Genomic DNA, 26,207 nt, shown 5'->3' with positions numbered 1-26,207 from the left:
GCCGTGCCCGGGGAGGATCGTCGCGTGAAGGTCGTCCTGGCCGGCGGCGGGACCGCCGGGCACATCGAGCCTGCCCTCGCGACCGCCGATGCCGTGCTCCGCGCCGACCCCGGCGCGCAGGTCACGCTGCTCGGCACCGAGCGCGGGCTCGAGACCCGCCTGGTCCCGGAGCGCGGCTACGAGCTGGCGCTGATCCCGCCCGTCCCGCTGCCGCGCCGGCCCTCGCCGGACCTGCTCCGGCTGCCGATGCGGGTGCGCACCGCCGTCCGCCAGACCACCGACCTGCTCCGCGCGAAGCAGGCCGAGGTGCTGGTCGGCTTCGGCGGCTACGTCGCGCTGCCGGCGTACCTGGCCGCGCGCCGGGCCGGCGTGCCGATCGTCGTGCACGAGGCGAACGCCAAGCCGGGCCTGGCCAACCGCGTCGGCGCCCGCTTCACGACGTTCGTCGGCGTCGCGACACCGGCCATCGAGCTGCCGCACGCCCAGCACGTCGGCATCCCGCTGCGCCGCTCGATCGCCCTGCTGGACCGTGCCGCGTCGCGGGCCGAGGCCCGTGCCTTCTTCGGCCTCGACCCCGACTTGCCCACGCTGCTCGTCTTCGGCGGCAGCCAGGGTGCGCGGCGCATCAACGACGCGGTCGCCGGGTCGCTGGACCAGCTGCTCGAGGCCGACTTCCAGGTGCTGCACGCCGTCGGGCCGGCGAACGCCGAGGCCGCGGCGGCCGCGACCCGCCCCGGGTACGTCCCCGTGCCCTACGTCGACCGCATGGACCTCGCCTACGCCGCCGCCGACCTCGCCGTCTGCCGGGCCGGAGCCATCACCTGCGCCGAGCTGTCCGCCGTCGGGCTGCCCGCCGTCTACGTCCCCCTTCCGCACGGCAACGGTGAGCAGCGCTTCAACGCCCTGCCGACCGTCACCGCGGGCGGCGGGGTGCTGGTCGCGGACGGCGAGCTGACGCCGTTGCGGCTCATCGCCGAGGCGGCTCCGCTCCTGGGTGACCAGGCTCGATTGGACGCGATGGGTGCCGCAGCGGTTACTCTCGGTCGTCGCGACGCCGACGATCGTCTGGTGGACATGGTCCGGCGCGCGGCCGCACAGAAGAGCGTCGGAGGTTGACCACGTGATCGTCTCGCCACCGGAGCGGACCGTGCCCGCGGAGAAGCTGGGCCGGGTCCACTTCGTCGGCATCGGCGGTGCCGGCATGAGCGGCATCGCCCGCATCCTGCTCGCCCGCGGCGTCCCGGTGTCCGGCAGCGACGCCAAGGACTCCGGCGGCCTCGCCGGCCTGCGCGCGCTCGGAGCCGAGGTGCACGTCGGCCACGACGCCGCGAACGTCGGACTGGCCGAGACCGTCGTCGTCTCGACCGCGATCCGGGAGAACAACCCCGAGGTCGTCGAGGCGCGTGCGCGTGGGGTGCAGATCCTGCCCCGGGCCGCCGCGCTGGCCTCCGTCATGGCCGGGCGGCGCGCGATCGCCGTCGCCGGCACCCACGGCAAGACCACCACGACGTCGATGACCACCGTCGCCCTGCAGCACTGCGGCGCCGACCCGTCGTTCGCCATCGGCGGCAACCTCAACGAGTCCGGCGCCAACGCCCACGACGGCAGCGGCGACATCTTCGTCGCCGAGGCCGACGAGAGCGACGCGTCGTTCCTCGCCTACGACCCCGAGGTCGCCATCGTCACCAACGTCGAGGCCGACCACCTCGACTTCTACGGCACCGCCGAGGCCTACGTCGCCGCCTTCGACGCGTTCGTCGACTGCGTCACCGGCTTCCTCGTCGTCTGCGCCGACGACCCCGGCTCGCGTGCGCTGGGGGAGCGGGCGGCCGCGCGCGGGGTCGTGGTGCACACGTTCGGCGAGTCGCGCGGCTCCGACGTCCGCGTGACCGCGCTCGACATCGCCGGCCCGGGCGCCTCGTTCGAGCTGGTCGCGCGCGGCCGCCGGCAGGAGCGGATCCAGCTTCAGTTGCCCGGCCGGCACAACGCGCTCAACGCCGCCGGCGCCTTCACCGCCGCGCTCGGCATGGGCTTCGCGGCCGGCGACGTGCTCGATGGCCTGGCGGGCTACACCGGCACCCGGCGCCGGTTCGAGCTCAAGGGCGTGGCCGGCGGCGTCCGCGTGTACGACGAGTACTCGCACCACCCCACCGAGGTCGCCGCCGCCCTGGCCGCCGCCCGCGGGGTCGCCGGACCCGGCCGCGTGATCGTCGTGTTCCAGCCGCACCTGTTCAGCCGCACCCGCATCTTCGCCGAGGAGTTCGGCGTCGCCCTGGGCGCGGCCGACGAGGTCATCGTCATGGACGTCTACGCCGCCCGCGAGGACCCCGAGCCCGGTGTCACCGGCGCGCTGGTGGCCGCGAACGTGCCGCTGCCGCCGTCGCAGGTGGTGTTCGAGCAGTCGTGGTCGGCCGTGCCGGAGTTGGCGGCGTCGCGTGCCGAGCCCGGCGACATCCTGCTGACCGTCGGCGCCGGCGACGTCACGCTCATCGGTCCCGAGGTGCTGGACGTGCTGGCGGCCAGGTCGCGATGAGCGTCGCGTCGCGGTCGCCCAGCGCCCAGCTCTTCGCGGCCAGGGCGCGGCGGCAGCGGCTGCGGCGCCTGCTCGGCGTGCTGCTCGTGCTGGTCGGCGTGGGTGCGGTGTCCGCGCTGGCGTGGCTGGTGGGCTGGTCGAGTGTGCTCTCCGTGAAGTCCGTGTCGGTCGAGGGCGTGCCGTCGTCGCAGTCGGACGAGGTGCTGTCGCTGGCCGAGGTGCCCATGGGCACGCCGCTGGCGCGGGTCGACACCGACGCCATCCGCGATCGGGTCGCCGAGCTGCCCGAGGCGGCCGCCGTCGACGTCACCCGCTCCTGGCCGACGACGCTGACCATCGAGGTCACGCCGCGCGAGCCGGTGGCCGCCGTATCGGCCGACGGGTCGTGGTGGAACGTCGACGAGACCGGCGCCCTGTTCGGCGCCGCGGACGCCCGCCCGGACGGGCTGCCCGTGCTCACCGCACCCGGAGGCGACGACTCCTCCGAGGTCGACGAGGCTGTCCGCGCCGCCGGCGTCACCGTCCTGACCGGGCTGCCGTCGTCGCTGTACGAGCTGGTCGAGACCGTCGAGGCGCGCTCCGAGGCCGACGTCAGGCTCGGCCTCGCTGACGGCGCCACCGTCCGCTGGGGCACCGCCGACGACCTCGATCGCAAGGCCGAGGTCCTGCTCGCGCTGATCGCCGCCCAGGACGAGCCGCCGTCCGCTTACGACGTCACGGCGCCCGACCACCCGGCCGTCGACCCGTAACCGCCAGGCGGCGCGCCCGTGGGCGTCGCCCTGTGGCGCCCTACGTCCCGCGGCCGCACACGGGGCAGAGGGTGAGGACGCCGGTTCCGCCGCCGGGATCTCGCGCGAGCAGGGCCGGTGGTCGCGGCTGTGCGCATCGGCAGGTCTGCTGGGCGCGCGCGGCGAGCTTCTCGGCGTGTAGTGCCGCCTTCGCGTGCCCGCGCCGCCGGGCGCGGTCGTCGCGGACCTCACGGTTGCGCAGCCGCCGGGCGTGGCGCTTCGCGAGGTCGGACAGGACCCGCTCGCGGATGAGCCGCGCGATCTCGTCGTTGAAGGCGCCGCGAGCCGGCGCCTCGGTGGGGGTGATCTGAAGGTTCGTCATGCCTCCATCTCGCCAGATCGGCGAGCGCCGCGCCACCGCGAAATCCGGAAATGTGGACAACCGCGCCCACCAATTCTTCCTGTGGATGACCGCCCGTCCTCGGCGTCGAACCGACCTTGTCGGTGGGTGCGGATAAGTTCACGTACATGTTCGAATTCGCCGCTCCGCCTGAGGCTCCGCCCGACTTCGGTCCTGCGGATGCTGACTGCTGGGCGGAGCCGTGCGACGACGCCACGCGCGTCCTGCTGGACGAGTTGGCTGCCTCGTACGCGGCCGCGCCCGCGGCGGGAGTGCTGCCGTTCGGGGTCGAGGACCTGCCGCCGGGCGCGGAGTTGGCTGGTGTGCTCGCCGGTCTGCCGGAACGACGCCGATCGTCGGCAACGGTGGATGTGTACGACGTGGTCGAGGAGGTCGCCGCATGGGAGCGGCAGGTCGCCTGGGCCGAGGCCGGTCGGGCGAAGGCGTTGGCCGAGCTGGCGGCGCGGGTCGAGCTGCGCCCGGCCGAGACGGGCTACCGGTCGGTCAACCCCATCACCAACACGGCGGTGGTGGTGGCGGGGCGGTGTCAGCTGACGGCCAAGCAGGCCGAGGGCCTGGTCGGACCCGCGGTGCAACTCCTGCGTGACTTCCCGGACACGTGGGCGGCGTGGTGGGCCGGGTTGATCGACTGGCGGCGGGTCCGCGCCATCCTGGACGAGCTCGGCGGGCAGGACCCGGACGTGCGGCGGCGGGTCGAGGCGGCCGTACTGCCGCGGGCGCCGCAGCTGGACTCCGTCGCGCTGCGGAAGCTGATCCGGCAGTTGCTGCACGAGCTCGCGCCGGTGTCGGCGGCGCAGCGCCATCAGGTCGCCCGCGACTCCCGCTATGTCATGGTGACCCCGGCGTCGGATGGGATGGCTCACCTGGAGGCGCGGTTGCCAGCCGAGGACGCCGCCGCCCTGAACACCGCCCTGAACGCCGCCGCCGCGGACTTGAAGCGCGCCGACATCGCGGCGGGCGGGCCGGTCAGATCGAAGGACCAGCGCCGCGCCGACGCGCTCGCCGAGATCGGCTGGGCCGCCCTGACGGCGTGCGCCGACGGCGCCACCGGCCACGCGATGTTCGGCCATTCCGCCGCCACCACGCCCGACCACGCCGGCACGGCTGGTCAGTCCGCGGCTGCCGGCTCGACCACGGCCGCTGCGTCCGGCTCCGGCACTGGCCGTGCCACGTCTGCCGGCTCGACCACCGGCTCGACCGGTGCAACGGGCACCCGGGCACCGAAGCGGCGGGCGCGGCCGGTGAGCGTGCAGGTCACCATCCCGTTCGGGTCCCTCGTCGGGTTGAGTGATGAGCCGGGTGAGCTCGAGGGGTACGGGCACATCACCGCCCAAGTGGCGCGCACCCTGGCCGAAGAAGGGGTGTGGACGTGGTTGAAGACCGACCCGGGCACCGGGCACCTGCTCGACATGGGCCGCACCCGGTACCGGCCGTCCAAGGCGCTCGCGGACTTCATCACCGCCCGCGACCGGACCTGCCGGATGCCCGGCTGCCACCGTCCCGCCCGCGGCTGCGACATCGACCACATCAAGGAGTTCGCCGCCGGCGGGACCACCTGCGCCGCGAACTGCCACACACTGTGCGAGACGCATCACCTGCTCAAACACCGCGGGCGCTGGCGAGTGACCCGGCTACCTGACGGAACCACTCGATGGACCAGCCCCACCGGGCACACCTTCACCCGACCACTCGAGCGGATCGGCCCCGTCAGCGGAGCCGGCCCGCCCAGGTGAGCAGCCGCGGCGCGCAGCCGCGGTCAGGCGGTCGCGGGCAGAGGACCGTTACGGCTGAGCAGCCAGCGCTCGGTCGTGGTCCAGGCGCCCGAGAACAGCAGGTAGAGGGCGGCGGCGAGCGGCACGAACGCGGCGACCAGGACGGTGCCGTAGGGGAGGACGCGCATCGTCCGGGCCATCATGACCTCGACCTCGGTCGTCGCCTGCTGCCGGGCCAGGCGCGACGAGCACCACGCGACCACGACCAGCAGCATCAGCACCGTGCCGAAGACGATCAGCGAGGCCGGAACCACGCCGGCACCGAGCGCCGCGACCCAGCTGTCGCTGAGCGGCACCCCGAACAGGGTGTGCGTGAACAGGGCGTTCGCGCTGCCGTGCAGCGTCGGAGCGGAGAACAAGCGGTACAGGACCATGAAGAACGGCACCTGGGTCAGCGACGCGCCCAGGCCGGCGAACGGCGACGTGCCGTGCGAGTGGTGCAAGGCGGCCAGTTCGCGGCGCAGCCGGACGGGATCGCGGCGGAAGCGTTCGCGCAGCCGCAGTTCGGCGGGCCGCAGGGCCAGCCGCGTCCGGCCGGCGCGGGCGGCGCGCAGGCTCAGCGGCAACAGCAGCAACCGCACGAGGACGACGACGAGCAGGACGGCGACTGCCGTCGAGGCGTCACCGGCGAGCGGCTCCGCAGCGGAGGAGAGGGCGAGGACCAGATCGGAGACGGCCAGGGCAGGCGCGTCGAGCAGAGAGAGCACGGTGGGACGACCCTTCGGAACGAGAGCACGAATGCGGACAGCTGAGGGGGACCAGGTGTCCGGACGGAGCTCTCGGCCGCGGGCGGGCGGCGGCGTCGGGGTCGGTCTGCGAGGTGGCGACCGGGGGAGCGGTGGCGACGCGGCGCATGGCGGTGCCGGCGCCGAGCTGGGCGGCGGGGACCCGCGCGCGCGACGTCGCGGCCATGGCCAGCGCCATGACGAGGACGGCGAGCAGGGCGACCACGCCGGGGGCCGACCCGAGCGGCATGGTGAGGAGGCCGGCGAGCAGGACGGCGACACCACCGGCCACGCCGCAGAGCCACCGCATCATGCGGACCAGAGTAGACGCCGGACGGACGAGCGCGGCGACGGGCGGCGGGGAAAGACAACGAGAAACGCAATCGGCCCGGTCTCGGCGTGTCTACGGACGCCGGACCGGGTTCGCGCTTAGCGTTTCATCATCCTCAGGTTGACATAACTATAAACCTCAACTTGAGGGTGAGGGTTTGAACTCGACGAAAGGCGATGTCCAGTGACTGCTCCGCAGAACTACCTCGCGGTGATCAAAGTCGTCGGCATCGGCGGCGGCGGAGTCAACGCGGTCAACCGCATGATCGAAGTCGGCCTCAAGGGCGTCGAGTTCATCGCGATCAACACCGACGCGCAGGCGCTGCTCATGAGCGACGCCGACGTGAAGCTCGACGTCGGCCGCGAGGCGACCCGGGGCCTGGGTGCCGGCGCCAACCCCGACGTCGGCCGCAAGGCCGCCGAGGACCACGCCGAAGAGATCGAAGAGGTGCTCAAGGGCGCCGACATGGTCTTCGTCACGGCGGGCGAGGGCGGCGGCACCGGCACCGGCGGCGCGCCCGTCGTCGCGCGCATCGCCCGGTCGCTGGGCGCCCTGACCATCGGTGTCGTGACGCGCCCGTTCATGTTCGAGGGCCGGCGGCGGGCCATGCAGGCCGAGGCGGGCATCGAGGCGCTGCGCGAAGAGGTCGACACCCTCATCGTCATCCCGAACGACCGGCTGCTGTCCATCAGCGACCGCCAGGTCAGCGTGCTCGACGCGTTCAAGAGCGCCGACCAGGTGCTGCTGTCCGGTGTCCAGGGCATCACCGACCTCATCACCACGCCCGGCCTGATCAACCTCGACTTCGCCGACGTGAAGTCGGTCATGAGCAACGCCGGCTCGGCGCTCATGGGGATAGGGTCCGCGCGCGGCGAGGACCGCGCGGTCGCGGCGGCCGAGATGGCGATATCGAGCCCGCTGCTCGAGGCCTCCATCGACGGCGCGCACGGCGTGCTGCTGTCGGTGTCCGGCGGCTCCGACCTCGGGCTCTTCGAGATCAACGAGGCGGCCAACCTGGTCGCGCAGGCGGCGCACGACGACGCCAACATCATCTTCGGTGCGGTCATCGACGACGCGCTCGGCGACGAGGTCCGGGTCACCGTCATCGCGGCCGGGTTCGACGGGGGCGCGCCGGTCCGCCGCGAGCTCGGCACGGTCAAGAAGGCCGAGGCGGCGGCTGCCATCGGCTCGGTCGCGACGGCCACTCCGGCGGCCGCCGCGAAGCCGGGCGACCAGGGGGACACGGGCGGCGACGACGGTGACGGCGCACCCGCCGCGCCGCCCGCCCCACCCCGTGAACAGCGTCGGATCGTCCCGGCCACGCCCAGTGACGACCTGGACGTGCCCGATTTCTTGAAGTAGCACAGGCTGAAGTAGGCATGCTCCGCGACACCAGTGCGGCCGGTTCGGTCCGGTTCGCCTTCACCGATCGGCACGACGGGGTCAGCTCGGCGCCGTACGACGCGCTCAACCTCGGCGGCCACGTCGGCGACGACCCCGCCGCCGTCGAGCGGAACCGTGAGCTGCTGGCGACGGCGATCGGCCTGCCCCGCGACGCCGTGAACTACATGAACCAGGTGCACGGCAACGCGGTCGCCGTCGTCGACGGGCCCTGGACCGGCCCCGCGCCCGAGGTTGACGCGCTCGTCACGACCCAGCCCGGCCGGGCACTCGCCGTCCTCGTCGCCGACTGCGTCCCCGTCCTGCTCGCCGACCCGGAGGCGGGAGTCGTCGCTGTCGCCCATGCGGGCCGGCCCGGGCTCGCGGCCGGCGTGGTCCCTGCGGTCATCTCGGCCATGCGCGACCTCGGCGCCCGCAAGCTGGTCGCCCGCGTGGGCCCGGCCGTGTGCGGCCGCTGCTACGAGGTCCCCGAGGCGATGCGGGCCGAGGTCGCCGCCGTCGTCCCGGAGTCGTGGGCGGTCACCCGGCAGGGCACGCCGGCCCTCGACGTCCCCGCCGGCGTCGTCGCGCAGCTCCGTACCGCGGGCGCTGCCGTCGAGGCCTCCGCGACCTGCACCATCGAGGACCCGCACAGCTACTCCTACCGCCGCGACGGCGTCACCGGCCGGTTCGCCGGGGTGGCGTGGATGAGTCAGGCGTGATTGGTGTGACTACTGCGACTCGCGGGCGTGTCGCGCTCGCAATCCCCGGTTCTGCTGACCCCTGGGGCTAGCGTTGCTGATCACAGGGGACCGTCCACCATTAGTGCGGAGGACTTGAATGGCCGGCGCAATGCGCAAGGTTGCGGTCTACCTCGGCCTCGTGGAGGACCGAGACCGCTACGACGACGAGTACGACGAGGACGCGTACGCGGACGAGTACGACGACGCCGTCGAGGAGTACGAGGAGCCCGCCGAGGAGCCGCGTCGCGAGCGGGAGCGAGCGCCCGAGCGCGAGCACACGGCGACGGTGGCCTCGCTCGCCGACCGCCGGCCCGTCGCGGCCGTACGAAAGGCACCAGCCATGCGTGAGGCGCGCATCACGACGCTGCACCCGCGGACCTACAACGAGGCCCGCACGCTCGGCGAGCACTTCCGCGACGGCACGCCGGTGATCATGAACCTCACCGAGATGGACGAGGCCGACGCCAAGCGGCTGGTCGACTTCGCGGCGGGCCTGATCTTCGGCCTGCGCGGCAGCATCGACCGGGTGACGGCGAAGGTGTTCCTGCTCACACCCGCCGACGTCTCGGTGACCGCCGAGGACAAGGCACGCATGGTCAGCGGCGGGTTCTTCAACCAGAGCTGATCCGGGTGGGGCGCGAGTGAGATTCTCAGAGAACTCGCGCCCGGCTCGCGGGTGTCCATGTCATCGAACCCGGCCGACGTCCGGTAAGTTCAGGTGTTGTGTCGGCTGTGAGTCAGATTCTCTCCGCGGTGTTGTGGCTGTTCTTCATCGCTCTGCTGATCCGGCTCGTGGTCGACTGGATTCAGGTCTTCGCGCGCGAGTGGCAGCCCAAGGGGCTGGTGCTCGTGGTGCTGGAGGCCATTTACACAGTGACCGATCCGCCATTGCGGGCGATCCGTCGGGTCCTTCCGCCACTGCGGATCGGCTCGGTCGCCCTCGACCTGGCGTTCATCGTGCTGATCATCCTGGTCCAGATTCTGCTTGTAGTTGTCGGATCCCTAGGATGACGCGGTACGGTGACATTCTGCCTATGCCCACATCCGAGGTGACGCTATGCCACTGACGCCCGAGGACGTCCAGAACAAAGAGTTCACGACGGTCCGCCTGCGCGAGGGTTACGACATGCAGGAGGTCGACGAGTTCCTGGACGAGGTCGAGGCCGAGCTCGCGCGCATGCAGCGGGAGAACGACGAGCTGCGCGACAAGCTCTCCGCCGTGACCCGTGGCGGCGGACTCGCCGCGTCGGCCGAGCCCATCCAGGCTCCGCGCCAGCCCGAAGCGCCCAAGGCGCCCGAGGCTCCGCCGTCGGCCGCCGCTGCCGTGCCCGTGGGGGTGCAGCCCAGCGACGCCGCGGCCAAGGTGCTCGCCCTGGCCCAGAAGACGGCCGACGAGCTCGTCGCCGACTCCAAGGCCGAGGCCGACCGCCTCATGAACGACGCGCGCACCCGTGCCGAGAAGCTCGACTCCGAGACGAAGGCCAAGTCCGCGAAGATCGAGCAGGACGCCCGGCAGCGGGCCGACGCGATCGAGCAGGAAGTGCAGAAGCGCCGCTCCCAGGTCTTCGGCAAGCTCGAGACCGACCGCGCCGACCTCGAGCGCGAGCTCGAGACCCTGCGCGCCTTCGAGCGCGAGTACCGCAGCCGGCTCAAGTCCTACCTCGAGCGCGAGCTCCGCAAGCTCGAGACCGGCGGCGTCGACGAGGCCGACACCGGCGTGGGGCAGGTCCCCGCGGCGGCAGCGGGTGGCGGCGGTGCGCCGCAGCAGTCCGGTCCGAGCGGCAACAACGCTCAGACCGCGCCGTCCGGCGGTTCGCTCCGCTCGGTCGCCAGCCTCCTCGACGACGAGCAGCGCTGACGCCGCAACCAGCGACTGAAGGGGCCCGACACCGGCGGTGTCGGGCCCCTCGCTTTGTCAGCCCTGCAGCCGGCGCAGGCGGAACGTCAGGCCGAGCTCCTCGTCCGTCCGCTCCGGCGCGCCGTCCAGCGCGGCCAGGTCGTCGTGCACCGCGGCCGCCAGCACCTCGTCGGCCAGCAGGGCGCCGTGCTCGCGCAGCGCCTCGGCCATGGCCTCGGACGCCGACCACGCCAGCTCGATGCGGTCGGACACCTCGAAGCCGGCCGACTTGCGCGCCTCCTGGACCAGCCGCACCGCCTCGCGGACCAGACCGGCCCGCACCAGCGCGTCGGTCAGGGTGAGGTCGAGCGCGACGGTCTCGCCCTCGCGGGCGACCGCCCAGCCCTCGCGCGGCGTCTCGGTGACGATGACGTCGTCGGGCGTGACGTCGACCGGCCCGAGGCCGTCGACCTCGACCGTCGCCCGGCCGGAGGTCTTCAACGTCGACGCGAGCGCGCCCGCGTCGGCCGCCGCCACGGCCGCGGCGACTCGAGGCGTGTCCTTCGCGAACCGCTTGCCCAGCGACCGGAAGTTCGCCTTGGCAGACACGTCGACCAGGTCCTCGCCCGCGCCGGCCTCGGACAGCGACAGCACCGACACGACGTTGAGCTCGTCGGCGATCTCGGCCCGCAGCTCCGGCCGCAGCGTCTCCCAGCCGCGCGCGCCGACCAGCGCCCGGGCCAGCGGCTGGCGCGTCCGGACCTTCGACTCCGCCCGGGCCGCCCGGCCCAGCTCGACCAGGCGCCGCGTCAGCGACACCTCGGCGCGCAGGGCGTCGTCGATCAGCGAATCGTCCGACGACGGCCACGACGCCGCGTGCACCGACGGCGCCGCGTCCGGGTCGGCCGGCACGACGAGGTCCTGCCAGACCCGCTCGGTGACGAACGGGACCATGGGCGCCATCAGCCGCGACAGCGTCTCGACGCACTCGTGCAGCGTCGCCAGCGCCGCCGGGTCGCCGTCCCAGAACCGCCGCCGCGACCGGCGCACGTACCAGTTCGAGAGGTCGTCGACGAACGCCGTCAGCTTCGCGCCCGCAGCCTGCGTGTCGAAGCCGTCGAGCGCGGCGTCGACCTCGCGGACCAGCCGGTGCAGCTCCGACAGCGCCCACCGGTCGAGGACCGGCCGGTCGGCCACGGGCGGCACGTCGGCGGAACCGGGCGTCCACCCCGCCGTCCGCCCGTACAGCGACAGGAACGACGCGGTGTTCCAGTAGGTCAGCAGCACCTTGCGGACGATCTCTTGCAGGCTGGCGTGTCCGACCCGGCGCGGCAGCCACGGCGAGCCGCTGGCCAGCATGAACCAGCGGACGGCGTCGGCGCCGTGCTCGTCCATGAGCGGCATCGGCTCGAGGATGTTGCCCAGGTGCTTGCTCATGCGCCGGCCGTCCTCGGCGAGGATCAGGCCCAGGCAGACGACGTTCTCGTACGACGACCGGTCGAACACCAGCGTGCCGATGGCCATGAGCGTGTAGAACCAGCCGCGGGTCTGGTCCAGCGCCTCGCAGATGTACTGCGCCGGGTAGGACTTCTGGAACGCCTCGGCGCTGCCGGGGGCGTACGGGTACCCGGCCTGCGCGAACGGCATCGAGCCGGAGTCGTACCAGACGTCGATGACGTACGGCTCGCGGCGGAACGTGCCGGGCACGCCGTCGACCGTGAACGTGACGTCGTCGACGTAGGGCCGGTGCGGGTCCAGCTCGGAGAGGTCCTGACCGGACAGCTCCGACAGCTCCGCCAGCGACCCCACGCACACCATGCGTGACGGGTCCTCGTCGTTGCGCCAGATGGGCAGCGGCGTGCCCCAGTACCGGTTCCGCGACAGCGCCCAGTCGACGTTGCCGCGCAGCCACTCGCCGTAGCGGCCCCACTTGATCGTCTCGGGGTACCAGGTGGTCTTCTCGTTCTCGCGCAGCAGCGCGTCCTTGATCTGCGTCGTGCGGATGTACCAGGACGGCTGCGCGTAGTAGATGAGGGGCGTGTGGCAGCGCCAGCAGTGCGGGTACTCGTGCTCGTACGGGACGTGCTTGAACAGCACGCCGCGGTGCTCGAGGTCGGCGACCAGGTCGGCGTCGGCGCGCTTGAAGAACTGCCCGCCGACCAGCGGGACGTCCTCGGCGAACGTGCCGTTGGAGCGGACCGGGTTGACCACGGGCAGGCCGTAGCGGCGGCAGACCCGCAGGTCGTCGGCGCCGAACGCGGGGGACTGGTGCACCAGCCCGGTGCCGTCCTCGGTGGTGACGTACCCGTCGACGACGAGGTAGTGGGCGTCGGGGATGTCGACCAGCTCGAACGGGCGCTGGTAGGTCCAGCGCTCCATCTCGGCGCCGGTGAACGTGCCGACGACCTCGGCGCCCTCGCCCAGGACGGAGTCGAGGAGCGGCTCGGCGACGACGAGCAGCTCGGACGAGCCGGCCGCCCGCGCCGCCACGTACGTGACGTCCGGGTGGGCGGCGACGGCGGTGTTCGAGACCAGCGTCCACGGGGTCGTGGTCCAGACCAGCAGCGATGCCTCGCCCGCGAGCGGACCCGACGTCAGCGGGAAGCGCACGTACACCGACGGGTCGACGACGGTCTCGTAGCCCTGCGCCAGCTCGTGCGAGGACAGCGCCGTCTCGTCGCGGGGACAGTACGGCGACACCCGGTAGTCCTCGACCAGCAGGCCCTTGTCGAAGATCTGCTTGAGCGACCACCAGACGCTCTGGATGTACGACGCGTCCATGGTGCGGTACGCCTGCGAGAGGTCGACCCAGTAGCCCATGCGCTCGGTGAGCTGCTCGAACGCGTCGACGTGGCGCAGGACCGACTCGCGGCACTTCGCGTTGAACTCGGCGACGCCGTAGGCCTCGATGTCGCTCTTGGCCTCGAAGCCCAGCTCCTTCTCGACCGCGATCTCGACGGGCAGGCCGTGGCAGTCCCAGCCGGCCTGGCGCGGGACGTGGTAGCCCTTCATCGTGCGGTAGCGCGGGAAGACGTCCTTGAAGACGCGCGCCTCGATGTGGTGGGTGCCGGGCATCCCGTTGGCGGTGGGCGGCCCCTCGTAGAAGTTCCACTGAGGGCGGCCCTCGCTGGCCTTCACCGTCTGCGCGAACACGTCGTTGTCGCGCCAGAACGCGAGGACGTCGTGCTCCAGCGCCGGAAGGTCGACCTGGGCGGGCACCTCGCGGTAGCCGGTGGGGTCGGTCATCTCTTCTCTCGAATCCTCCGTCGACTCTGCTCCGACGGAGGGACGAGGCGCGCCCCGCGGTACCACCCTCCTTGACCAGCGACGCTGGTCCGCTTCGTTCGCCGCGGCCGGGTCTAGTGAGCACCAGGGTGCCGTTCTTCCGGCGGCTCGGAGGTGATGGCCCCGTCAACGCCTGCTCGCGACGGTGCCAGTGTACGCCGCGACCACGCTGCGACGACCTATTCTGGGCGGCGTGCGTGTGACGATCCGGGTCCGGCCGGGCGCCTCCCGGACGGCGGTGGGCGGAACGTACGGCGACGCCCTGGTCGTTGCCGTCCAGGAACGGGCCGTGGACGGCGCCGCCACCACGGCCGCCCTGGACGCCGTCGCCGCGGCCCTGGGAATACGGAAGCGGGAGGTGACGTTGCTCACCGGCACGACCAGCAGGACGAAGACTGTCGAGGTCCCGGACGCTGCGGCGTCGCGGCTGGCAGAACTCATGCGCGAGGCGCATTGATGCTGGGCGATTCTCGATCTATCCTCGCGGCACCTGGCTCTTGCTCAGGGGTGGGCGGGGTACACGGGGGAACGGAAGGGTGGCGAGGCAGATGGCTGGTGCGAAGGCGAAGGTGGACACCGTGGCCGGAAACAGCAAGGTCGAGGCCGCTGAGGCGGCCGTTCTGGTGGTCCGCGAGGACGAGGACCCGTGGAGTGAGGACGAGCTCACCGAGGTGCGCGAGCAGCTGAACTCCGACGCGACACGGCTGCGCCAAGAGATCGCCGACGCCGAGGCCGACATCGCCGACCTCCTGCGCAGCGGCGACAGCGGCGGCGAGGACCAGGCCGACACCGGCACGAAGACGTTCGAGCGCGAGCACGAGATGTCGCTGGCGGCGAGTCACCGCGACATGCTCATCCAGACCGAGCGTGCGCTGGGCCGCATCGAGAACGGCACGTACGGCATCTGCGAGAGCTGCGGCAATCCCATCGGCAAGGCCCGGTTGCAGGCGTTCCCGCGGGCCACTCTGTGCATGACGTGCAAGCAGCGGCAGGAGCGCCGCTGACGGACGGAGGGCGCCGTCGTGCCGGCGTCCTCCTGGCCGTGGCCGCCGCCGTCCTCGCAGCCGACCAGCTGACGAAGATCCTGGCGGTGGCGCTGCTCGACCCCGGGCGCGCGGTCCCGGTCATCGGCGAACTGGTGCAGCTGCGGCTCATCCGCAACCCCGGCGCCGCGTTCAGCCTGGCCACCAACCTGACGCCGGTGCTGACGGTGGTGGCGCTGGTCGTCGTGCTGGCCATCCTCGCGGTGTCGCGCCGGGTGGCGAACACCCCGTGGGCGGTGGCGCTCGGCGCCGTGCTGGGCGGCGCGCTCGGCACGCTCACCGACCGCATGTTCCGCATGCCCGGGCCGTTCCGCGGCCACGTCGTCGACTTCGTCGAGCTGCCGAACTGGCCGGTCTTCAACGTCGCCGACTCCGCCATCGTCGCCGGTGCGGTGGTGGTCGCGGTGCTCAGCGTGCGCGGCATCCCGCACGACGGCGCCCGCCGTCGCGAGGTGGTCCCCACATGAGCGAGCACCGCAGCCTCCCCGTCCCCGACGGGCTCGAGGGCGAGCGCCTCGACGCCGCCCTGGCCCGGCTGTTCGGGTTCTCCCGCAGCAAGGCCGCCGCGCTGGTCGAGGACGGCCACGTCGTCGTCGACGGCGACGTCGCCCTGAAGTCGGCCCGCGTGCGCGGCGGCTCCTGGCTCGAGGTCGAGATCCCGGCGCCGCCGGCGCCCGTCCAGATCGTCCCCGAGCACGTCGAGGGCATGCGCATCGTCCACGACGACCCCGACGTCGTCGTGGTCGACAAGCCCGTCGGCGTCGCGGCGCACCCGAGCCCCGGCTGGACCGGCCCGACGGTGGTCGGCGGCCTGGCGGGCACCGGGTTCCGCATCTCCACCAGCGGCGCGGCCGAGCGGCAGGGCGTCGTGCACCGGCTCGACGTCGGCACCAGCGGGCTCATGGTCGTGGCCAAGTCCGAGCGCGCCTACACGTCGCTGAAGCGCCAGTTCAAGGAGCGCACGGTCGACAAGGTCTACCACGCGCTGGTCCAGGGCCACCCCGACCCGTCCCGAGGCACCGTCGACGCACCCATCGACCGCCACCCGCACCACGACTACAAGTGGGCCGTGGTGGCGGGCGGCAAGCCGAGCGTCACCCACTACGAGACGCTCGAGGCGTTCCCGGCGGCCAGCCTGCTCGAGATCCACCTCGAGACCGGCCGGACGCACCAGATCCGGGTGCACCTCAGCGCGCTGCGCCACCCCTGCGTCGGCGACCTCACCTACGGCGCCGACCCCACACTGGCCGCCCGGCTCGGGCTGACCCGGCAGTGGCTGCACGCCAAGCGGCTGGGCTTCGAGCACCCGGGGACGGGGGAGTGGGCCGAGTTCACCTCGGCCTACCCCGACGACCTCCAGCACGCCCTGGACCTCATCCGGCCTACGTAGCCGGCCGGATGTTCTGGTTGACGCGGAACAGGTTCTCCGGGTCGTACTGCGCCTTGACCTGCGCGAGCCGCTCGTAGTTGCCGCGGTAGCTGGCGCGGACCCGGTCCTGGCCCTCGTCCATCATCATGTTCACGTACGCCCCGCCGGCCGAGTACGGGTGCAGCGCCTCGAAGTAGTCCACCGACCACGCGCTGATGAGGCCGACGTTGGCCGGGTCGGCGTCCACGCCGGCGAAGACCGATCCCCAGCGCGCGTCCCGGTAGCTCCACGCGGTGTCGGCGGAGCCGTGGTCGTGCGCCGCGCCGTCGATCGGGTACAGGTGCATCGTCGACTTCCACGTGGGCAGCCGGGCGCCGAAGTCGGCGTGGATCGCGACCGCCTCGTCCGGGATCTCCGTCACGAAGTCCGCCCGCCAGTGCCACTGGTCGCCCGGCGGGTAGAGGCCGTCGAAGGCGCTCTGCAGCGCCGGGTGCGGCATCGGCGACGGCGCGTGCAGCAGCGGCTCGGGCAGCGCGTCCAGCAGCGGCGCCATGTCCGCGGCGGCCTGCTCGGCGGAGCCGACGTGGCACCAGACGACGCCGCAGACGGTGCGCAGGTGCAGCTCCTCGGGGAACGGCGGCGCCGGCGGCACGGCGCCCACCAGGAAGAACCCGTTGAGCTCGCGCGGCGCGGCCGGCAGGAAGTCGCGGTAGGCCGCGAGCACCTCGGCCGTCTGCTCGATCGCCCAGAACGTCGGGCCGGCGACGACGGTGTCGAGCTCGTGCAGCCGGAACAGGAACGACGTCACCACCCCGAAGTTGCCGCCGCCACCACGGACCGCCCAGAACAGGTCCGGGTGCTCCGCCGCGCTGGCCGAGACGCGCTCGCCGTCGGCCAGCACCATCTCGACCTCGAGCAGGTTGTCGATGGCCAGGCCGAACGCCCTGGTCAGGTGCCCGAGGCCGCCGCCCAGCGTGAGCCCGCCGACCCCCGTCGTCGAGATGATCCCGCTGGGCGTGGCCAGGCCGAACGCGTTGGTCGCCCGGTCGACCTCGCCCCACGTGCAGCCGCCCCCGACGCGCACCGTCCGCGCCTCGGGGTCGACGGTGACCTCGCGCAGGTCGCCGAGGTCGATGACCACGCCGTCGTCGACGACGCCCAGGCCGCCCCCGTTGTGGCCGCCGCCGCGCACGGCGAGCGGCAGGCCGTGCTCGCGCGCGAACCCGACGACCAGGGCGACGTCGTCGGCGTCGGCACACCGGGCGATCAGCGCCGGGCGCCGGTCGATCATGGCGTTGTAGACCTTGCGGGCCTCGTCGTAGCCGGCGTCCTCCGGCCCGGTCAGCCGGCCGCGGACGCCGCTCAGCTCGCGGCGCGCGAGGCGCCCGGTCTCGATGTCGGTGCTCATGGTTCCCCCCGTGGGTGGTTCGTTCGGACGCCGGCGACGGTGCCAGGTCGCGTTGCGGTGGCGTTGCGGCCGCGCCGCGCCCGCGCTGCGCCCGCGTCGTGCCAGCCTCTTGACCTGCGCGGACCGGCGTAGTACCACCGGGTGGCAGGGGGGTGGACGCCGCGGACGGTGTCGAGCTGCAGGTGTGCCTGGTCGGCGAGCTGACCGTGGTGCGGGTGGGCCGGGCGCTGCCCGCCGGCGAGGTGGGCGACCGCAAGGGCCGCACCCTGCTCGCGCTGCTGGCGGTCGCGGGCGGCCGGCTGGTCCCGGTGGACCGGATCGTCGAGGCGCTGTGGGGCGAGCAGGGCCCGCAGCGGCCCGCGGCGAGCGTGGCGACCCTGGTGAGCCGGCTGCGCGCCGCTCTCGGCCCGGACGTGGTGGCCGGCGGCCGCTCCGGCTACCGCCTCGGCGACGGCACGCAGGTCGACCTGCACCGGGCGGCCGACCTCGTCGCCGAGGCCGAGATCCGGCTCGGGAACGCGGAGCCGGCGTTCGCCCTGGCCGCCGCCCAGGCCGCGCTCGACCTCGTCGGGGCGGCGCCGCTGCTCGCCGACGAGACGGACGCGTCCTGGGCCGGCGAGGGCCGGCGGCTCCAGGCGGACGTGGCCGGGCGGGCCCGCGCGGTCGCCGCCGAGGCGGGCCTGCGGACGGGGGACGTCGCGGCGGCGCTGGCCGCGGCGGAGGCGGCGGCCGAGGCCGAGCCCCTGGACGAGCGGCCGGCCCGGGCCCTGATGCGCGCCTACGACGCCGCCGGCGAGCCGGCCCGCGCCCTGGCGGTGTTCGAGCGGCTGCGCGCCGGGCTCGCGACCGAGCTTGGCATCGACCCGGCGCCGTCGACCCGGGAGTTGCACGTCGCGATCCTGCGCCAGCAGGTGGCGCCGGCGGGGGCGCGGCCGGAGGCCGGACCCGGGCCGGCGTCGGAGCGGCTCGCCGGGCGGGACGCGGAGCTGGCGGGCCTCACCCGTCGCTGGGAGCGCGCTGTCGCGGGTGACGGCGCGCTGGTGCTGCTCGCGGGCGCGGCCGGCATCGGCAAGACCGCGCTGGCCGACGAGACCGCGCGGCTGGCCCGGCTGACCGGCGGCCGGACGCTCGAGGCTCGCTGCTACGACGTCGAGCGCTCGCTGTTCCTGCAGCCGGTCGCCGAGGCGCTCGGCCGCCTGGTCACCCGGCTGCCGGTGCCGGTGCTGCGCCAGGCCGCCGCGGACCGGGCCGACGCCCTCGCGACGCTGGTGCCCGAGGTGGCCGAGCTGCTGGGCGCGCCGGTGCCGGAGCGGCGCAGCGCGGCGGCCGAGCGCCGCCGGGTCTACGACGCGGTGGTCGTGTTCCTGCGCCGGCTGGCCGCCCGCCAGCCGCTGCTGCTCGTCGTCGACGACCTGCACAACGCCGGGGTGGCCACCGTCGAGCTGCTGCACTACCTCGGCCGGAACACGGCCGGCGGCCGCCTGCTGGTGGTGGCGACGGTGCGGGCGGACGAGGGCGAGCGGGTCCTGGCCGCCCTGGCCGACGTGTCCGAGCGCGTCGACGTCGGCCCGCTCGACGACGCGGCGATCGAGCGGCTCGCCGCCGAGGCCGGCCAGGAGGCGCACGGCGCCGAGATCGCCCGGCGCACACGCGGGCACACGCTGTTCGTGGTCGAGACGCTGCGCGCCCTGGCGGCCGGCGAGGAGGGGATCCCGGACTCGCTGAGGGCCAGCGTGATGGGCCGGGTGCGCCGGGCCGGAGCCCAGGCCGAGGAGCTGCTGCACGCCGCGGCCGTGCTGGGCTCGTCGTTCACGCCCATGACGCTGGCCGGGCTGCTCGACGTCAGCGCCCAGGAGGCCGCGCGGCGCTGCCACCGGATCCTGCCCACCCGGCTGCTCGTGGTGGCCGGCCGCGCCTACGAGTTCGAGAACGACCTCGTCCAGGAGACCCTCTACGCCGCGACGCCGCAGCCGACCCGGGTGGCGTACCACCTGCGCGCGGCGGACGTGCAGGCCGGCAACCCGGAGGCGGTCGGCTGGCATGCCGGCGCGGCCGGCGACTGGGCCCGCGCCGCGCCGGGCTGGCTGGCCGCGGGGGAGCAGGCACTTCGCCGCTACGCCGTCGGCGACGCCGAGGCGCTGCTGGGCCAGGCCATCGACGCGGCCCGCCGTGGTGGGGACGTCGCGCTCGAGGGCCGGTCTCACCTGGCCCGGGGCCGTGCGCGCGAGGCGATGTACCGGTACGACGACGCCGTCGCCGACCACGCCGAGGCGCTGCGGGCGGCGCGCGCCGGCGGCGACCGGCTCCTCGAGATGCGCGCCCTGCGCCAGCTGGGCGGCCCGGCCTGGGCCGGCGGCGGGCGGCCCATCGCCGAGGGGACGGCCCACCTCGAGGAGAGCCTGCGGCTGGCGCAGCTGCTGGGCGACCGCCCGGCCGAGTCCGAGCTGCTGGCCTGGCTCTCGGTGCTGTCGGCCAACCGGCTGCGGTTCGGCGACGCGCTGGCGTACGGACGGCGGGCCCTGGCGCTGGCCCGCGACATCGGCGACGACGACGCCCTGGCCGTGGCCCTCGACGGGGCGAAGACCGCCCACGCCTACCTGGGCGAGGTGCGTGAGCTGCAGGAGGTGCTGGACGAGCTCGAGCCTCTGTGCCGGCGCTCGGGCGACCTCTGGCTGCTGCAGTGGTGCCTGTTCGAGTCCGCCTTCCCCTCGATCGCCCGCGGCGACTGGGACGCCGCCACGGCCCGCGTCGAGGAGGCGCTGGCGGTCAACCGCCGCAGCGGGTACAGCGGCTACGAGTCCTGGTACGTGTCCAACCTCGGCTGGATCGCCCGGCTGCGGGGCCGGTACGACGACGCCGTCCGGCTCGGCCGCCGGTCGCTGACGCTGCAGGCGCACGCCTGGTTCAGCGCGGCGAGCCTGGCCACCTACGCCACGACGCTTCTCGAGCTGGACGGGCGCGACGAGACCGCCGAGGCCGTCGCCCTCCTGGAACGCGGACTGGCGGTGGCCGGCCGGCACCGTACCGAGGCCTACCGGCTGCCCTGCCTGGCGGCGCTGGCCTGGGCGACCGGCTCGCGCGAGCTGCTCGACGAGGCCGACGCCATGGTGCGCGCCGTCAGCACGCCGCCCGGGTCGGCCTGGCTGTACGGCGCCGACACCTACGTCGCGGTCGCCCGCGCCTGGCTCCGCCACGGCGACCCCGGCGCGGCGGCCGAGGTGCTCGCACCGCTGGCGTCGGCGGCCGAGCGGACCGGCTGGACCGCCCCGCTCGAGGCGGCCCGCGACGTCGCGGCGGTCTGCCGCGAGGCGCTGCGAGCCCGCTGACCCCGCGCTGGGCCCGGCCCGCGTCGGACGATGATCATCAACCTTCTGTGTCGTCCTGACAGCACAAAAGGTTGATGATCATGGAGAGGGACGATCGAGCCGGGGGCGCACCTCACCCGCCGGAACGCCGGATGCGGGCGGTGGCCACGGGCTCATCCGGCTCCCGGGCGGGTGAGGTGCCGCCCGCGCGAGCGAGGCCGGGCTGGAACGCCCGCGCGTTGTCGGTGCCCGCCCGTAGGGTGGGCTCCCTCCCAGCCGGGCGGGGCATGCTCCCGGCGACCTCGTCTCGTCATGTGAACAACCGGTCCAGACCGTGGACAGGCGGCCGGGTGCGCCGGTACCGTCGCCGTCATGCGCACGTCTCTCGCCTTTATCGGGCCGGCCCGGGTGGCCGGCCGCGTCGAGGCGTAGCGCGGCCTTCATCCGAGTCGGCTCCTCTCGTCATCCGGCCCTCACGGACACTCAGGAGCATCCGCGTGACCGCACCCACCCAGCCCCCGGCCGCGACCGGCCGAACGGCCACCGAACCGGCCAGCGCCTCGCCGGCGTTCGGCGGGCCGCGGCCGCTCGTCATCGCGCCCGAGGGGGCCGGTGGCGACCTCTGCCACCACGACGTCCCCGCCGGCTCCGTCACGGTCGTGGCCAGCACCGACCCGGCGGCGATCGCCGCCGCGCGGGCGCGCGGGCTGCCCGTCGTCGTGAACCTGGGGGAGCGGCCCGAGCTGGCCGCTGCCGCCGTCGCCGCCGGTGCCGACGGGTTGTGGCTCGACACCCCGAGCGCCGCGGCCGCAGGGCAGGCCCGCGAGGCCGCCGCCCGGCTGGCGCCCCTGGTCCGGCCCTCGGTCCCGGACACCCTGGACGGCTGCCGGGCCGCCATCGACGCCGTCGACGCCCTGCTGGCGACGCTGCTGGAGCACCGGGTGGCGCTGGCCGGACGGGTGCAGCATCTCAAGCCCGTGGGCGGGCACGCGGGGCGCGACCCGCGGCGCGAGGCCGCCATCGTGGCCGCCATGGCCGAGCGGGCGCCGTCGCTCCCGCCGGAGCAGCTGGCCCGCATCGTGACCGCCATCATCGAGGCCGGACTGGACGTCGCCGAGGCGGACATGTCGGGCGAACCGCCCGTCTGGCGGCTGTGAGCCGGCTCTCCTCGGAGTGGCACCGCGAGGCTGTCAGAACCGCGGCATAGGGTGTCTCTAGTCCCCGGCGCGAGCGGCTTCCGCCGGTGGAGTGTCACCTGAGGAGGCGTCAGTGTCGAGCTTCGTGCACCTGCACGTGCATACCGAATACTCCATGCTCGACGGCGCCGCACGCCTCGACGACCTCTTCACCGAGGCCGCCAAACAGGGCATGCCGGCACTGGCGACCACCGACCACGGCAACGTGTTCGGCGCCTACGACTTCTACAACAAGGCCAAGAAGCACGGCATCAAGCCCATCATCGGCACCGAGGCGTACCTGACGCCGCGCACCAGCCGGTTCGACAAGACCCGCGTGCGGTGGGGCGACGGCGGCGGCGACGACGTCTCCGGCAGCGGCGCCTACACGCACATGACGATGTTCGCCGAGAACACCGGCGGCATGCACAACCTCTTCCGGCTGTCCTCGCTCGCCTCCATCGAGGGCTTCTACTTCAAACCGCGCATGGACCGCGAGCTGCTGCAGAAGTACTCCGCCGGCATCATCGCGACCACGGGCTGCCCCAGCGGCGAGGTCCAGACGTTCCTGCGGCTGGGCAAGTACGACGAGGCCATCAAGGCCGCGTCGGAGTTCCGCGACATCTTCGGCAAGGACAACTTCTTCCTCGAGCTCATGGACCACGGGCTCGACATCGAGACCCGCATCCGCGAAGACCTCCTGCGCCTCGGCAAGGACCTCGGCCTCCCGCTGCTGGCCACCAACGACCTCCACTACACCCACAAGTCCGACCACGAGGCGCACGCCGTCCTGCTGTGCGTGCAGTCCGGTTCCACACTGGCCGACCCCAAGCGGTTCAAGTTCGACGCCGAGGACTTCTATCTCAAGACCGCCGCAGAGATGCGCGAGAAGTGGGCCGACTACCCCGAGGCCTGCGACAACACCCTGCTCATCGCCGAGCGCTGCGACGTCAAGTTCGTCGAAGAGGCCGGCAAGTACATGCCGCGCTACCCCGTCCCTCCGGGCGAGGACGAGGTCTCCTGGTTCGTCAAGGAGGTCGAGGCCGGCCTGCACCGCCGCTTCCCGGGCGGCATCAGCGACGAGGTCCGGGCCCGGGCCAACTACGAGACCGAGGTCGTCACCACCAAGGGGTACGCCGGCTACTACCTGGTCGTCGCCGACTTCATCAACTGGGCCAAGGACAACGGCATCCGGGTCGGCCCCGGCCGTGGCTCCGGCGCGGGGTCCATCGCGGCGTACGCCATGGGCATCACCGACCTCGACCCCATCCCGCACGGCCTGATCTTCGAGCGGTTCCTCAACCCCGAGCGCAAGTCGATGCCCGACTTCGACATCGACTTCGACGAGCGCCGGCGGGGCGAGGTCATCCGCTACGTCACCGAGAAGTACGGCACCGACCACGTCGCCCAGATCGTCACCTACGGCACCATCAAGGCCAAGCAGGCCATCAAGGACGCCTCCCGGGTGCTGGGCAACCCGTTCGCCGTCGGCGAGCGCATCACCAAGGCCATGCCGCCGGCCGTCATGGGCAAGGACATCCCGCTCGGCGGCATCTTCGACCCCGAGCACAAGCGCTATGCCGAGGCGGGCGAGTTCCGGTCGCTGTACGAGTCCGATGCCGAGGTGCGCCGGGTCGTCGACACCGCCAAGGGCCTCGAGAACCTGAAGCGCCAGTGGGGGGTGCACGCGGCCGGCGTCATCATGTCGTCGGCGCCGCTGCTCGACACCATCCCCGTCATGAAGCGCGAGCAGGACGGCGCCATCATCACCCAGTTCGACTACCCGACCTGCGAAGAGCTCGGGCTGGTCAAGATGGACTTCCTGGGCCTGCGCAACCTCACCATCCTCGACGACGCGCTGAAGAACATCGTCCGCAACGGCAAGGACGCCATCGTCCTCGAGGAGCTGCCGCTCGACGACCGCGGCACCTACGAGCTGCTCGGCCGCGGCGACTCCCTGGGCGTGTTCCAGCTCGACGGCGGGCCCATGCGCTCGCTGCTGCGGCAGATGAAGCCCGACAACTTCGAGGACATCTCGGCCCTCATCGCGCTGTACCGCCCCGGCCCCATGGGTGCCAACAGCCACATCAACTACGCGCTGCGCAAGAACAACCAGCAGCCCATCACGCCCATCCACCCGGAGCTGGCCGAGGCGCTCGAACCCATCCTCGGCGGCACGTACGGCCTGATCATCTACCAAGAGCAGGTCATGGCCATCGCCCAGCACCTCGGTGGCTACTCGCTCGGCAAGGCCGACCTGCTCCGCCGGGCCATGGGCAAGAAGAAGCGCGAGGTCCTCGACGCCGAGTACGTGCCGTTCTCCGACGGCATGAAGGCCAACGGCTTCGGCGACGCCGCCATCAAGACGCTCTGGGACATCCTGGTCCCGTTCTCCGACTACGCGTTCAACAAGGCGCACTCCGCGGCCTACGGCGTCATCGCGTACTGGACCGCCTACCTCAAGGCGCACTACCCGGCCGAGTACATGGCCGCCGTGCTCACCTCCGTCCGCGACGACAAGGACAAGACGGCGCTGTACCTGTCCGAGTGCCGCCGCATGGGCATCAAGGTGCTGCCGCCCGACGTCAACGAGTCCGCCGGCGACTTCACCCCGGTCGGCACCGACGTCCGCTTCGGCCTCACCGCCATCCGCAACGTCGGCGCCAACGTCGTCGACGGCATCGTCGCGGCCCGGCAGGAGAAGGGCCGGTTCGAGACCTTCCCCGACTTCATGGACAAGGTCCCGGTCCACGTCTGCAACAAGCGCGTGGTCGAGTCGCTGGTCCGGGCCGGCGCCTTCGACTCCCTCGGCTACGCCCGCCGCGCGCTGGCCGCCGTCGTCGACGACGCCGTCGACACCGTCATCTCGCTCAAGCGCAACGAGGCGGTCGGCCAGTTCGACCTGTTCGGCGGCGCGGGCGACGACGCCGGCGGCGGCTTCGAGGTCCAGGTGCCCGAGCTCACCGAGTGGGACAAGAAGCAGAAGCTGGCGTTCGAGCGCGAGATGCTGGGGCTCTACGTCTCCGACCACCCGCTGCTCGGGCTCGAGCACGTCATCGCCAACGCCTCCGACCGGCCCATCTCCGCGCTCGCCGACGAGAACGAGGTGGCCAACGGCACCACGCTGAGCATCGGCGGGCTCATCACGTCCATGCAGCGCAAGGTCAGCAAGCGCGGCGACACCTGGGCCATCGTCACCATCGAGGACCTCGAGGGGTCCATCGAGGCGATGTTCTTCCCGGCCACCTACCAGCTCTACGCGCTGCAGCTGGCCGAGGACGAGATCGTCGTCGTCAAGGGCCGGCTCGACCGCCGCGAAGAGGCGCCGCAGCTCATCGCGGCCGAGCTGAGCCTGCCCGACCTCTCCGACGGCCCGTCCGGCCCGGTCGTGGTCACCATGCCCATGACCCGGTGCACGCCGCCGGTGGTCGAGCGGCTCAAGGACGTGCTGACCACGCACCCGGGCGTCACCCCGGTGCACCTGAAGCTCACCGGCACCGGCCGCACGACGGTCATGAAGCTCGACGACCGCCTGCGGGTCACCCCGTCGACGGCGCTCATGGGCGATCTCAAGCAGCTCCTGGGCCCCACGTGTCTGGCGTCGTGACGACCCGCGCCGAGCGGCTGGGCCACACGGGTCCGGGCCCGGTCCGCGTCGTCGCGCAGATCGTGGTCGCCTCCGTCGTCGCCGGCATCGTCATGGGCGTGCTCTGGTGGCTGCTCTCGCCCGACGTGCGCTGCGTGGTGGTGGACGGGCAGCTGTCCCCGAGCTCCTGCGAGAGCCGGGTGATCTTCGAGCGCGACGCGGTGTTCACGCTGCTCGGCGCCGGCTTCGGCCTGGTGTTCGGCGCGGCGTTCGCGGTCTGGCACCGACGCCACCCGGTGACGACCCTCGTGGCGCTGGCCGTGTTCGGGGTGGCCGGCTCGCTGATCGCGCGGTTCGCCGGCGGGCTGCTCGGGCCCAGCGACGACGTCGCCGGGCTCGCCGACGGCACCGACCGCCTCTACCCGCTGCTGCTCGACGCCGACGCCGCGCTGCTGGTGTGGTCCATGGTCGCGGTCGTCGTCGCGGCGATCATCGCGCTGTTCCGCGAGGACCAGACGCCGTGGAGCGTGCCCGGCCCTGCCGAACGCTGACCCGGCCCCGCACCG

At 73.2% G+C, this 26,207-nt stretch carries 21 protein-coding genes; 17 read left to right on the top strand and 4 right to left on the bottom strand.

Going from position 1 to position 26,207, the window contains the following annotated elements:
- The first annotated feature begins 24 nt into the window (after nucleotides 1–24).
- The 3 genes from murG to HD601_RS21490 are packed head-to-tail and all read left to right on the top strand — an operon-like array spanning nucleotide 25 to nucleotide 3,282.
- Nucleotides 25–1,116 carry an undecaprenyldiphospho-muramoylpentapeptide beta-N-acetylglucosaminyltransferase gene (murG, locus tag HD601_RS21500; protein ID WP_184825309.1) on the top strand — a complete coding sequence of 364 codons (1,092 nt, stop codon included), beginning with the start codon at nucleotides 25–27 and terminating at the stop codon, nucleotides 1,114–1,116.
- 4 nt (nucleotides 1,117–1,120) lie between these two features.
- Nucleotides 1,121–2,533: a UDP-N-acetylmuramate--L-alanine ligase gene (murC, locus tag HD601_RS21495; RefSeq protein WP_184825307.1), complete on the top strand. Its 1,413-nt coding sequence runs from the start codon at nucleotides 1,121–1,123 to the stop codon at nucleotides 2,531–2,533.
- Entirely contained in the window at nucleotides 2,530–3,282 is a 753-nt protein-coding gene (locus HD601_RS21490; protein ID WP_184825305.1) for a cell division protein FtsQ/DivIB, read from the top strand. Before murC ends, HD601_RS21490 begins: the two co-directional genes overlap by 4 nt.
- A gap of 40 nt (nucleotides 3,283–3,322) precedes the next feature.
- On the opposite strand, the gene HD601_RS21485 is transcribed toward HD601_RS21490, so the two are convergent.
- Nucleotides 3,323–3,643 (bottom strand): hypothetical protein, encoded by a 321-nt coding sequence (locus tag HD601_RS21485; RefSeq protein WP_184825303.1) that lies wholly within the window; start codon nucleotides 3,641–3,643, stop codon nucleotides 3,323–3,325.
- Nucleotides 3,644–3,789: 146 nt separating this feature from the next.
- On the opposite strand from HD601_RS21485, the gene HD601_RS21480 reads away from it, so the two are divergent.
- On the top strand, nucleotides 3,790–5,415 hold the full coding sequence (locus tag HD601_RS21480; RefSeq protein ID WP_184825301.1) for an HNH endonuclease signature motif containing protein: 1,626 nt from the start codon (nucleotides 3,790–3,792) through the stop codon (nucleotides 5,413–5,415).
- Nucleotides 5,416–5,438: 23 nt separating this feature from the next.
- Here the strand turns inward: HD601_RS21480 and yidC are convergent, their stop codons facing one another.
- Nucleotides 5,439–6,161, bottom strand: coding sequence for a membrane protein insertase YidC (gene yidC, locus HD601_RS21475; RefSeq protein ID WP_184825299.1), 723 nt, complete (start codon nucleotides 6,159–6,161; stop codon nucleotides 5,439–5,441).
- A gap of 532 nt (nucleotides 6,162–6,693) precedes the next feature.
- Between yidC and ftsZ the strand changes: the two genes are divergently transcribed.
- The 5 genes from ftsZ to HD601_RS21450 all read left to right on the top strand — a co-directional run bounded on the left by ftsZ (nucleotide 6,694) and on the right by HD601_RS21450 (nucleotide 10,491).
- A complete protein-coding gene (gene ftsZ / locus HD601_RS21470; RefSeq protein ID WP_184825297.1) occupies nucleotides 6,694–7,872 on the top strand; it encodes a cell division protein FtsZ in 1,179 nt (392 codons plus the stop codon).
- Between the two features lie 17 nt (nucleotides 7,873–7,889).
- Nucleotides 7,890–8,612: a peptidoglycan editing factor PgeF gene (pgeF, locus tag HD601_RS21465; RefSeq protein WP_184825295.1), complete on the top strand. Its 723-nt coding sequence runs from the start codon at nucleotides 7,890–7,892 to the stop codon at nucleotides 8,610–8,612.
- Nucleotides 8,613–8,730: 118 nt separating this feature from the next.
- Complete coding sequence (locus tag HD601_RS21460; RefSeq protein ID WP_184825292.1) at nucleotides 8,731–9,258, top strand: cell division protein SepF; 528 nt, start codon at nucleotides 8,731–8,733, stop codon at nucleotides 9,256–9,258.
- A 107-nt stretch (nucleotides 9,259–9,365) separates the two neighbouring features.
- Entirely contained in the window at nucleotides 9,366–9,644 is a 279-nt protein-coding gene (locus HD601_RS21455; protein WP_197683307.1) for a YggT family protein, read from the top strand.
- Nucleotides 9,645–9,690: 46 nt separating this feature from the next.
- Nucleotides 9,691–10,491 (top strand): DivIVA domain-containing protein, encoded by an 801-nt coding sequence (locus tag HD601_RS21450; RefSeq protein ID WP_184825290.1) that lies wholly within the window; start codon nucleotides 9,691–9,693, stop codon nucleotides 10,489–10,491.
- Between the two features lie 57 nt (nucleotides 10,492–10,548).
- Here the strand turns inward: HD601_RS21450 and ileS are convergent, their stop codons facing one another.
- Nucleotides 10,549–13,716: an isoleucine--tRNA ligase gene (gene ileS, locus HD601_RS21445; protein ID WP_184825288.1), complete on the bottom strand. Its 3,168-nt coding sequence runs from the start codon at nucleotides 13,714–13,716 to the stop codon at nucleotides 10,549–10,551.
- Nucleotides 13,717–13,948: 232 nt separating this feature from the next.
- On the opposite strand from ileS, the gene HD601_RS21440 reads away from it, so the two are divergent.
- From HD601_RS21440 to HD601_RS21425, 4 genes are all read left to right on the top strand, one after another.
- A complete protein-coding gene (locus tag HD601_RS21440; protein ID WP_184825287.1) occupies nucleotides 13,949–14,212 on the top strand; it encodes a DUF167 family protein in 264 nt (87 codons plus the stop codon).
- Between the two features lie 91 nt (nucleotides 14,213–14,303).
- Complete coding sequence (locus HD601_RS21435; protein ID WP_184825285.1) at nucleotides 14,304–14,759, top strand: TraR/DksA family transcriptional regulator; 456 nt, start codon at nucleotides 14,304–14,306, stop codon at nucleotides 14,757–14,759.
- Nucleotides 14,732–15,265 (top strand): signal peptidase II, encoded by a 534-nt coding sequence (gene lspA / locus HD601_RS21430; protein ID WP_184825283.1) that lies wholly within the window; start codon nucleotides 14,732–14,734, stop codon nucleotides 15,263–15,265. The genes HD601_RS21435 and lspA overlap by 28 nt, the downstream gene beginning before the upstream one ends.
- On the top strand, nucleotides 15,262–16,188 hold the full coding sequence (locus HD601_RS21425; RefSeq protein ID WP_184825281.1) for an RluA family pseudouridine synthase: 927 nt from the start codon (nucleotides 15,262–15,264) through the stop codon (nucleotides 16,186–16,188). Before lspA ends, HD601_RS21425 begins: the two co-directional genes overlap by 4 nt.
- Here HD601_RS21425 and HD601_RS21420 read toward each other — a convergent pair.
- On the bottom strand, nucleotides 16,181–17,575 hold the full coding sequence (locus HD601_RS21420) for an FAD-binding oxidoreductase (protein ID WP_184825279.1): 1,395 nt from the start codon (nucleotides 17,573–17,575) through the stop codon (nucleotides 16,181–16,183). The two genes, HD601_RS21425 and HD601_RS21420, sit on opposite strands and share 8 nt — an antisense overlap.
- 152 nt (nucleotides 17,576–17,727) lie before the next feature.
- Between HD601_RS21420 and HD601_RS21415 the strand changes: the two genes are divergently transcribed.
- The 4 genes from HD601_RS21415 (at nucleotide 17,728) to HD601_RS21400 (ending at nucleotide 26,192) form a co-directional block, all read left to right on the top strand.
- A complete protein-coding gene (locus tag HD601_RS21415) occupies nucleotides 17,728–20,901 on the top strand; it encodes an AAA family ATPase (RefSeq protein WP_184825277.1) in 3,174 nt (1,057 codons plus the stop codon).
- Between the two features lie 476 nt (nucleotides 20,902–21,377).
- A complete protein-coding gene (locus HD601_RS21410) occupies nucleotides 21,378–22,037 on the top strand; it encodes a chorismate mutase (RefSeq protein ID WP_221441188.1) in 660 nt (219 codons plus the stop codon).
- 154 nt (nucleotides 22,038–22,191) lie between these two features.
- Entirely contained in the window at nucleotides 22,192–25,662 is a 3,471-nt protein-coding gene (gene dnaE, locus HD601_RS21405; RefSeq protein ID WP_184830106.1) for a DNA polymerase III subunit alpha, read from the top strand.
- Nucleotides 25,659–26,192, top strand: a complete 534-nt coding sequence (locus HD601_RS21400) for a DUF2567 domain-containing protein (RefSeq protein WP_184825273.1) — start codon at nucleotides 25,659–25,661, stop codon at nucleotides 26,190–26,192. Before dnaE ends, HD601_RS21400 begins: the two co-directional genes overlap by 4 nt.
- Nucleotides 26,193–26,207 lie beyond the last annotated feature (15 nt).

Source organism: Jiangella mangrovi (assembly GCF_014204975.1).
Lineage (GTDB): Bacteria > Actinomycetota > Actinomycetes > Jiangellales > Jiangellaceae > Jiangella > Jiangella mangrovi.
This window is presented reverse-complemented; position numbering and strand designations above follow the sequence as displayed.

Excerpts from the sequence above, each read along its gene's own strand:
- HD601_RS21420 (WP_184825279.1), bottom strand. The coding sequence starts at position 17,575 with ATGAGCACCGACATCGAGACCGGGCGCCTCGCGCGCCGCGAGCTGAGC.
- HD601_RS21490 (WP_184825305.1), top strand. The coding sequence starts at position 2,530 with ATGAGCGTCGCGTCGCGGTCGCCCAGCGCCCAGCTCTTCGCGGCCAGG.
- pgeF (WP_184825295.1), top strand. The coding sequence starts at position 7,890 with ATGCTCCGCGACACCAGTGCGGCCGGTTCGGTCCGGTTCGCCTTCACC.
- HD601_RS21460 (WP_184825292.1), top strand. The coding sequence starts at position 8,731 with ATGGCCGGCGCAATGCGCAAGGTTGCGGTCTACCTCGGCCTCGTGGAG.
- HD601_RS21480 (WP_184825301.1), top strand. The coding sequence starts at position 3,790 with ATGTTCGAATTCGCCGCTCCGCCTGAGGCTCCGCCCGACTTCGGTCCT.
- HD601_RS21435 (WP_184825285.1), top strand. The coding sequence starts at position 14,304 with ATGGCTGGTGCGAAGGCGAAGGTGGACACCGTGGCCGGAAACAGCAAG.
- ileS (WP_184825288.1), bottom strand. The coding sequence starts at position 13,716 with ATGACCGACCCCACCGGCTACCGCGAGGTGCCCGCCCAGGTCGACCTT.
- HD601_RS21450 (WP_184825290.1), top strand. The coding sequence starts at position 9,691 with ATGCCACTGACGCCCGAGGACGTCCAGAACAAAGAGTTCACGACGGTC.
- HD601_RS21425 (WP_184825281.1), top strand. The coding sequence starts at position 15,262 with ATGAGCGAGCACCGCAGCCTCCCCGTCCCCGACGGGCTCGAGGGCGAG.
- HD601_RS21485 (WP_184825303.1), bottom strand. The coding sequence starts at position 3,643 with ATGACGAACCTTCAGATCACCCCCACCGAGGCGCCGGCTCGCGGCGCC.
- dnaE (WP_184830106.1), top strand. The coding sequence starts at position 22,192 with ATGCTCGACGGCGCCGCACGCCTCGACGACCTCTTCACCGAGGCCGCC.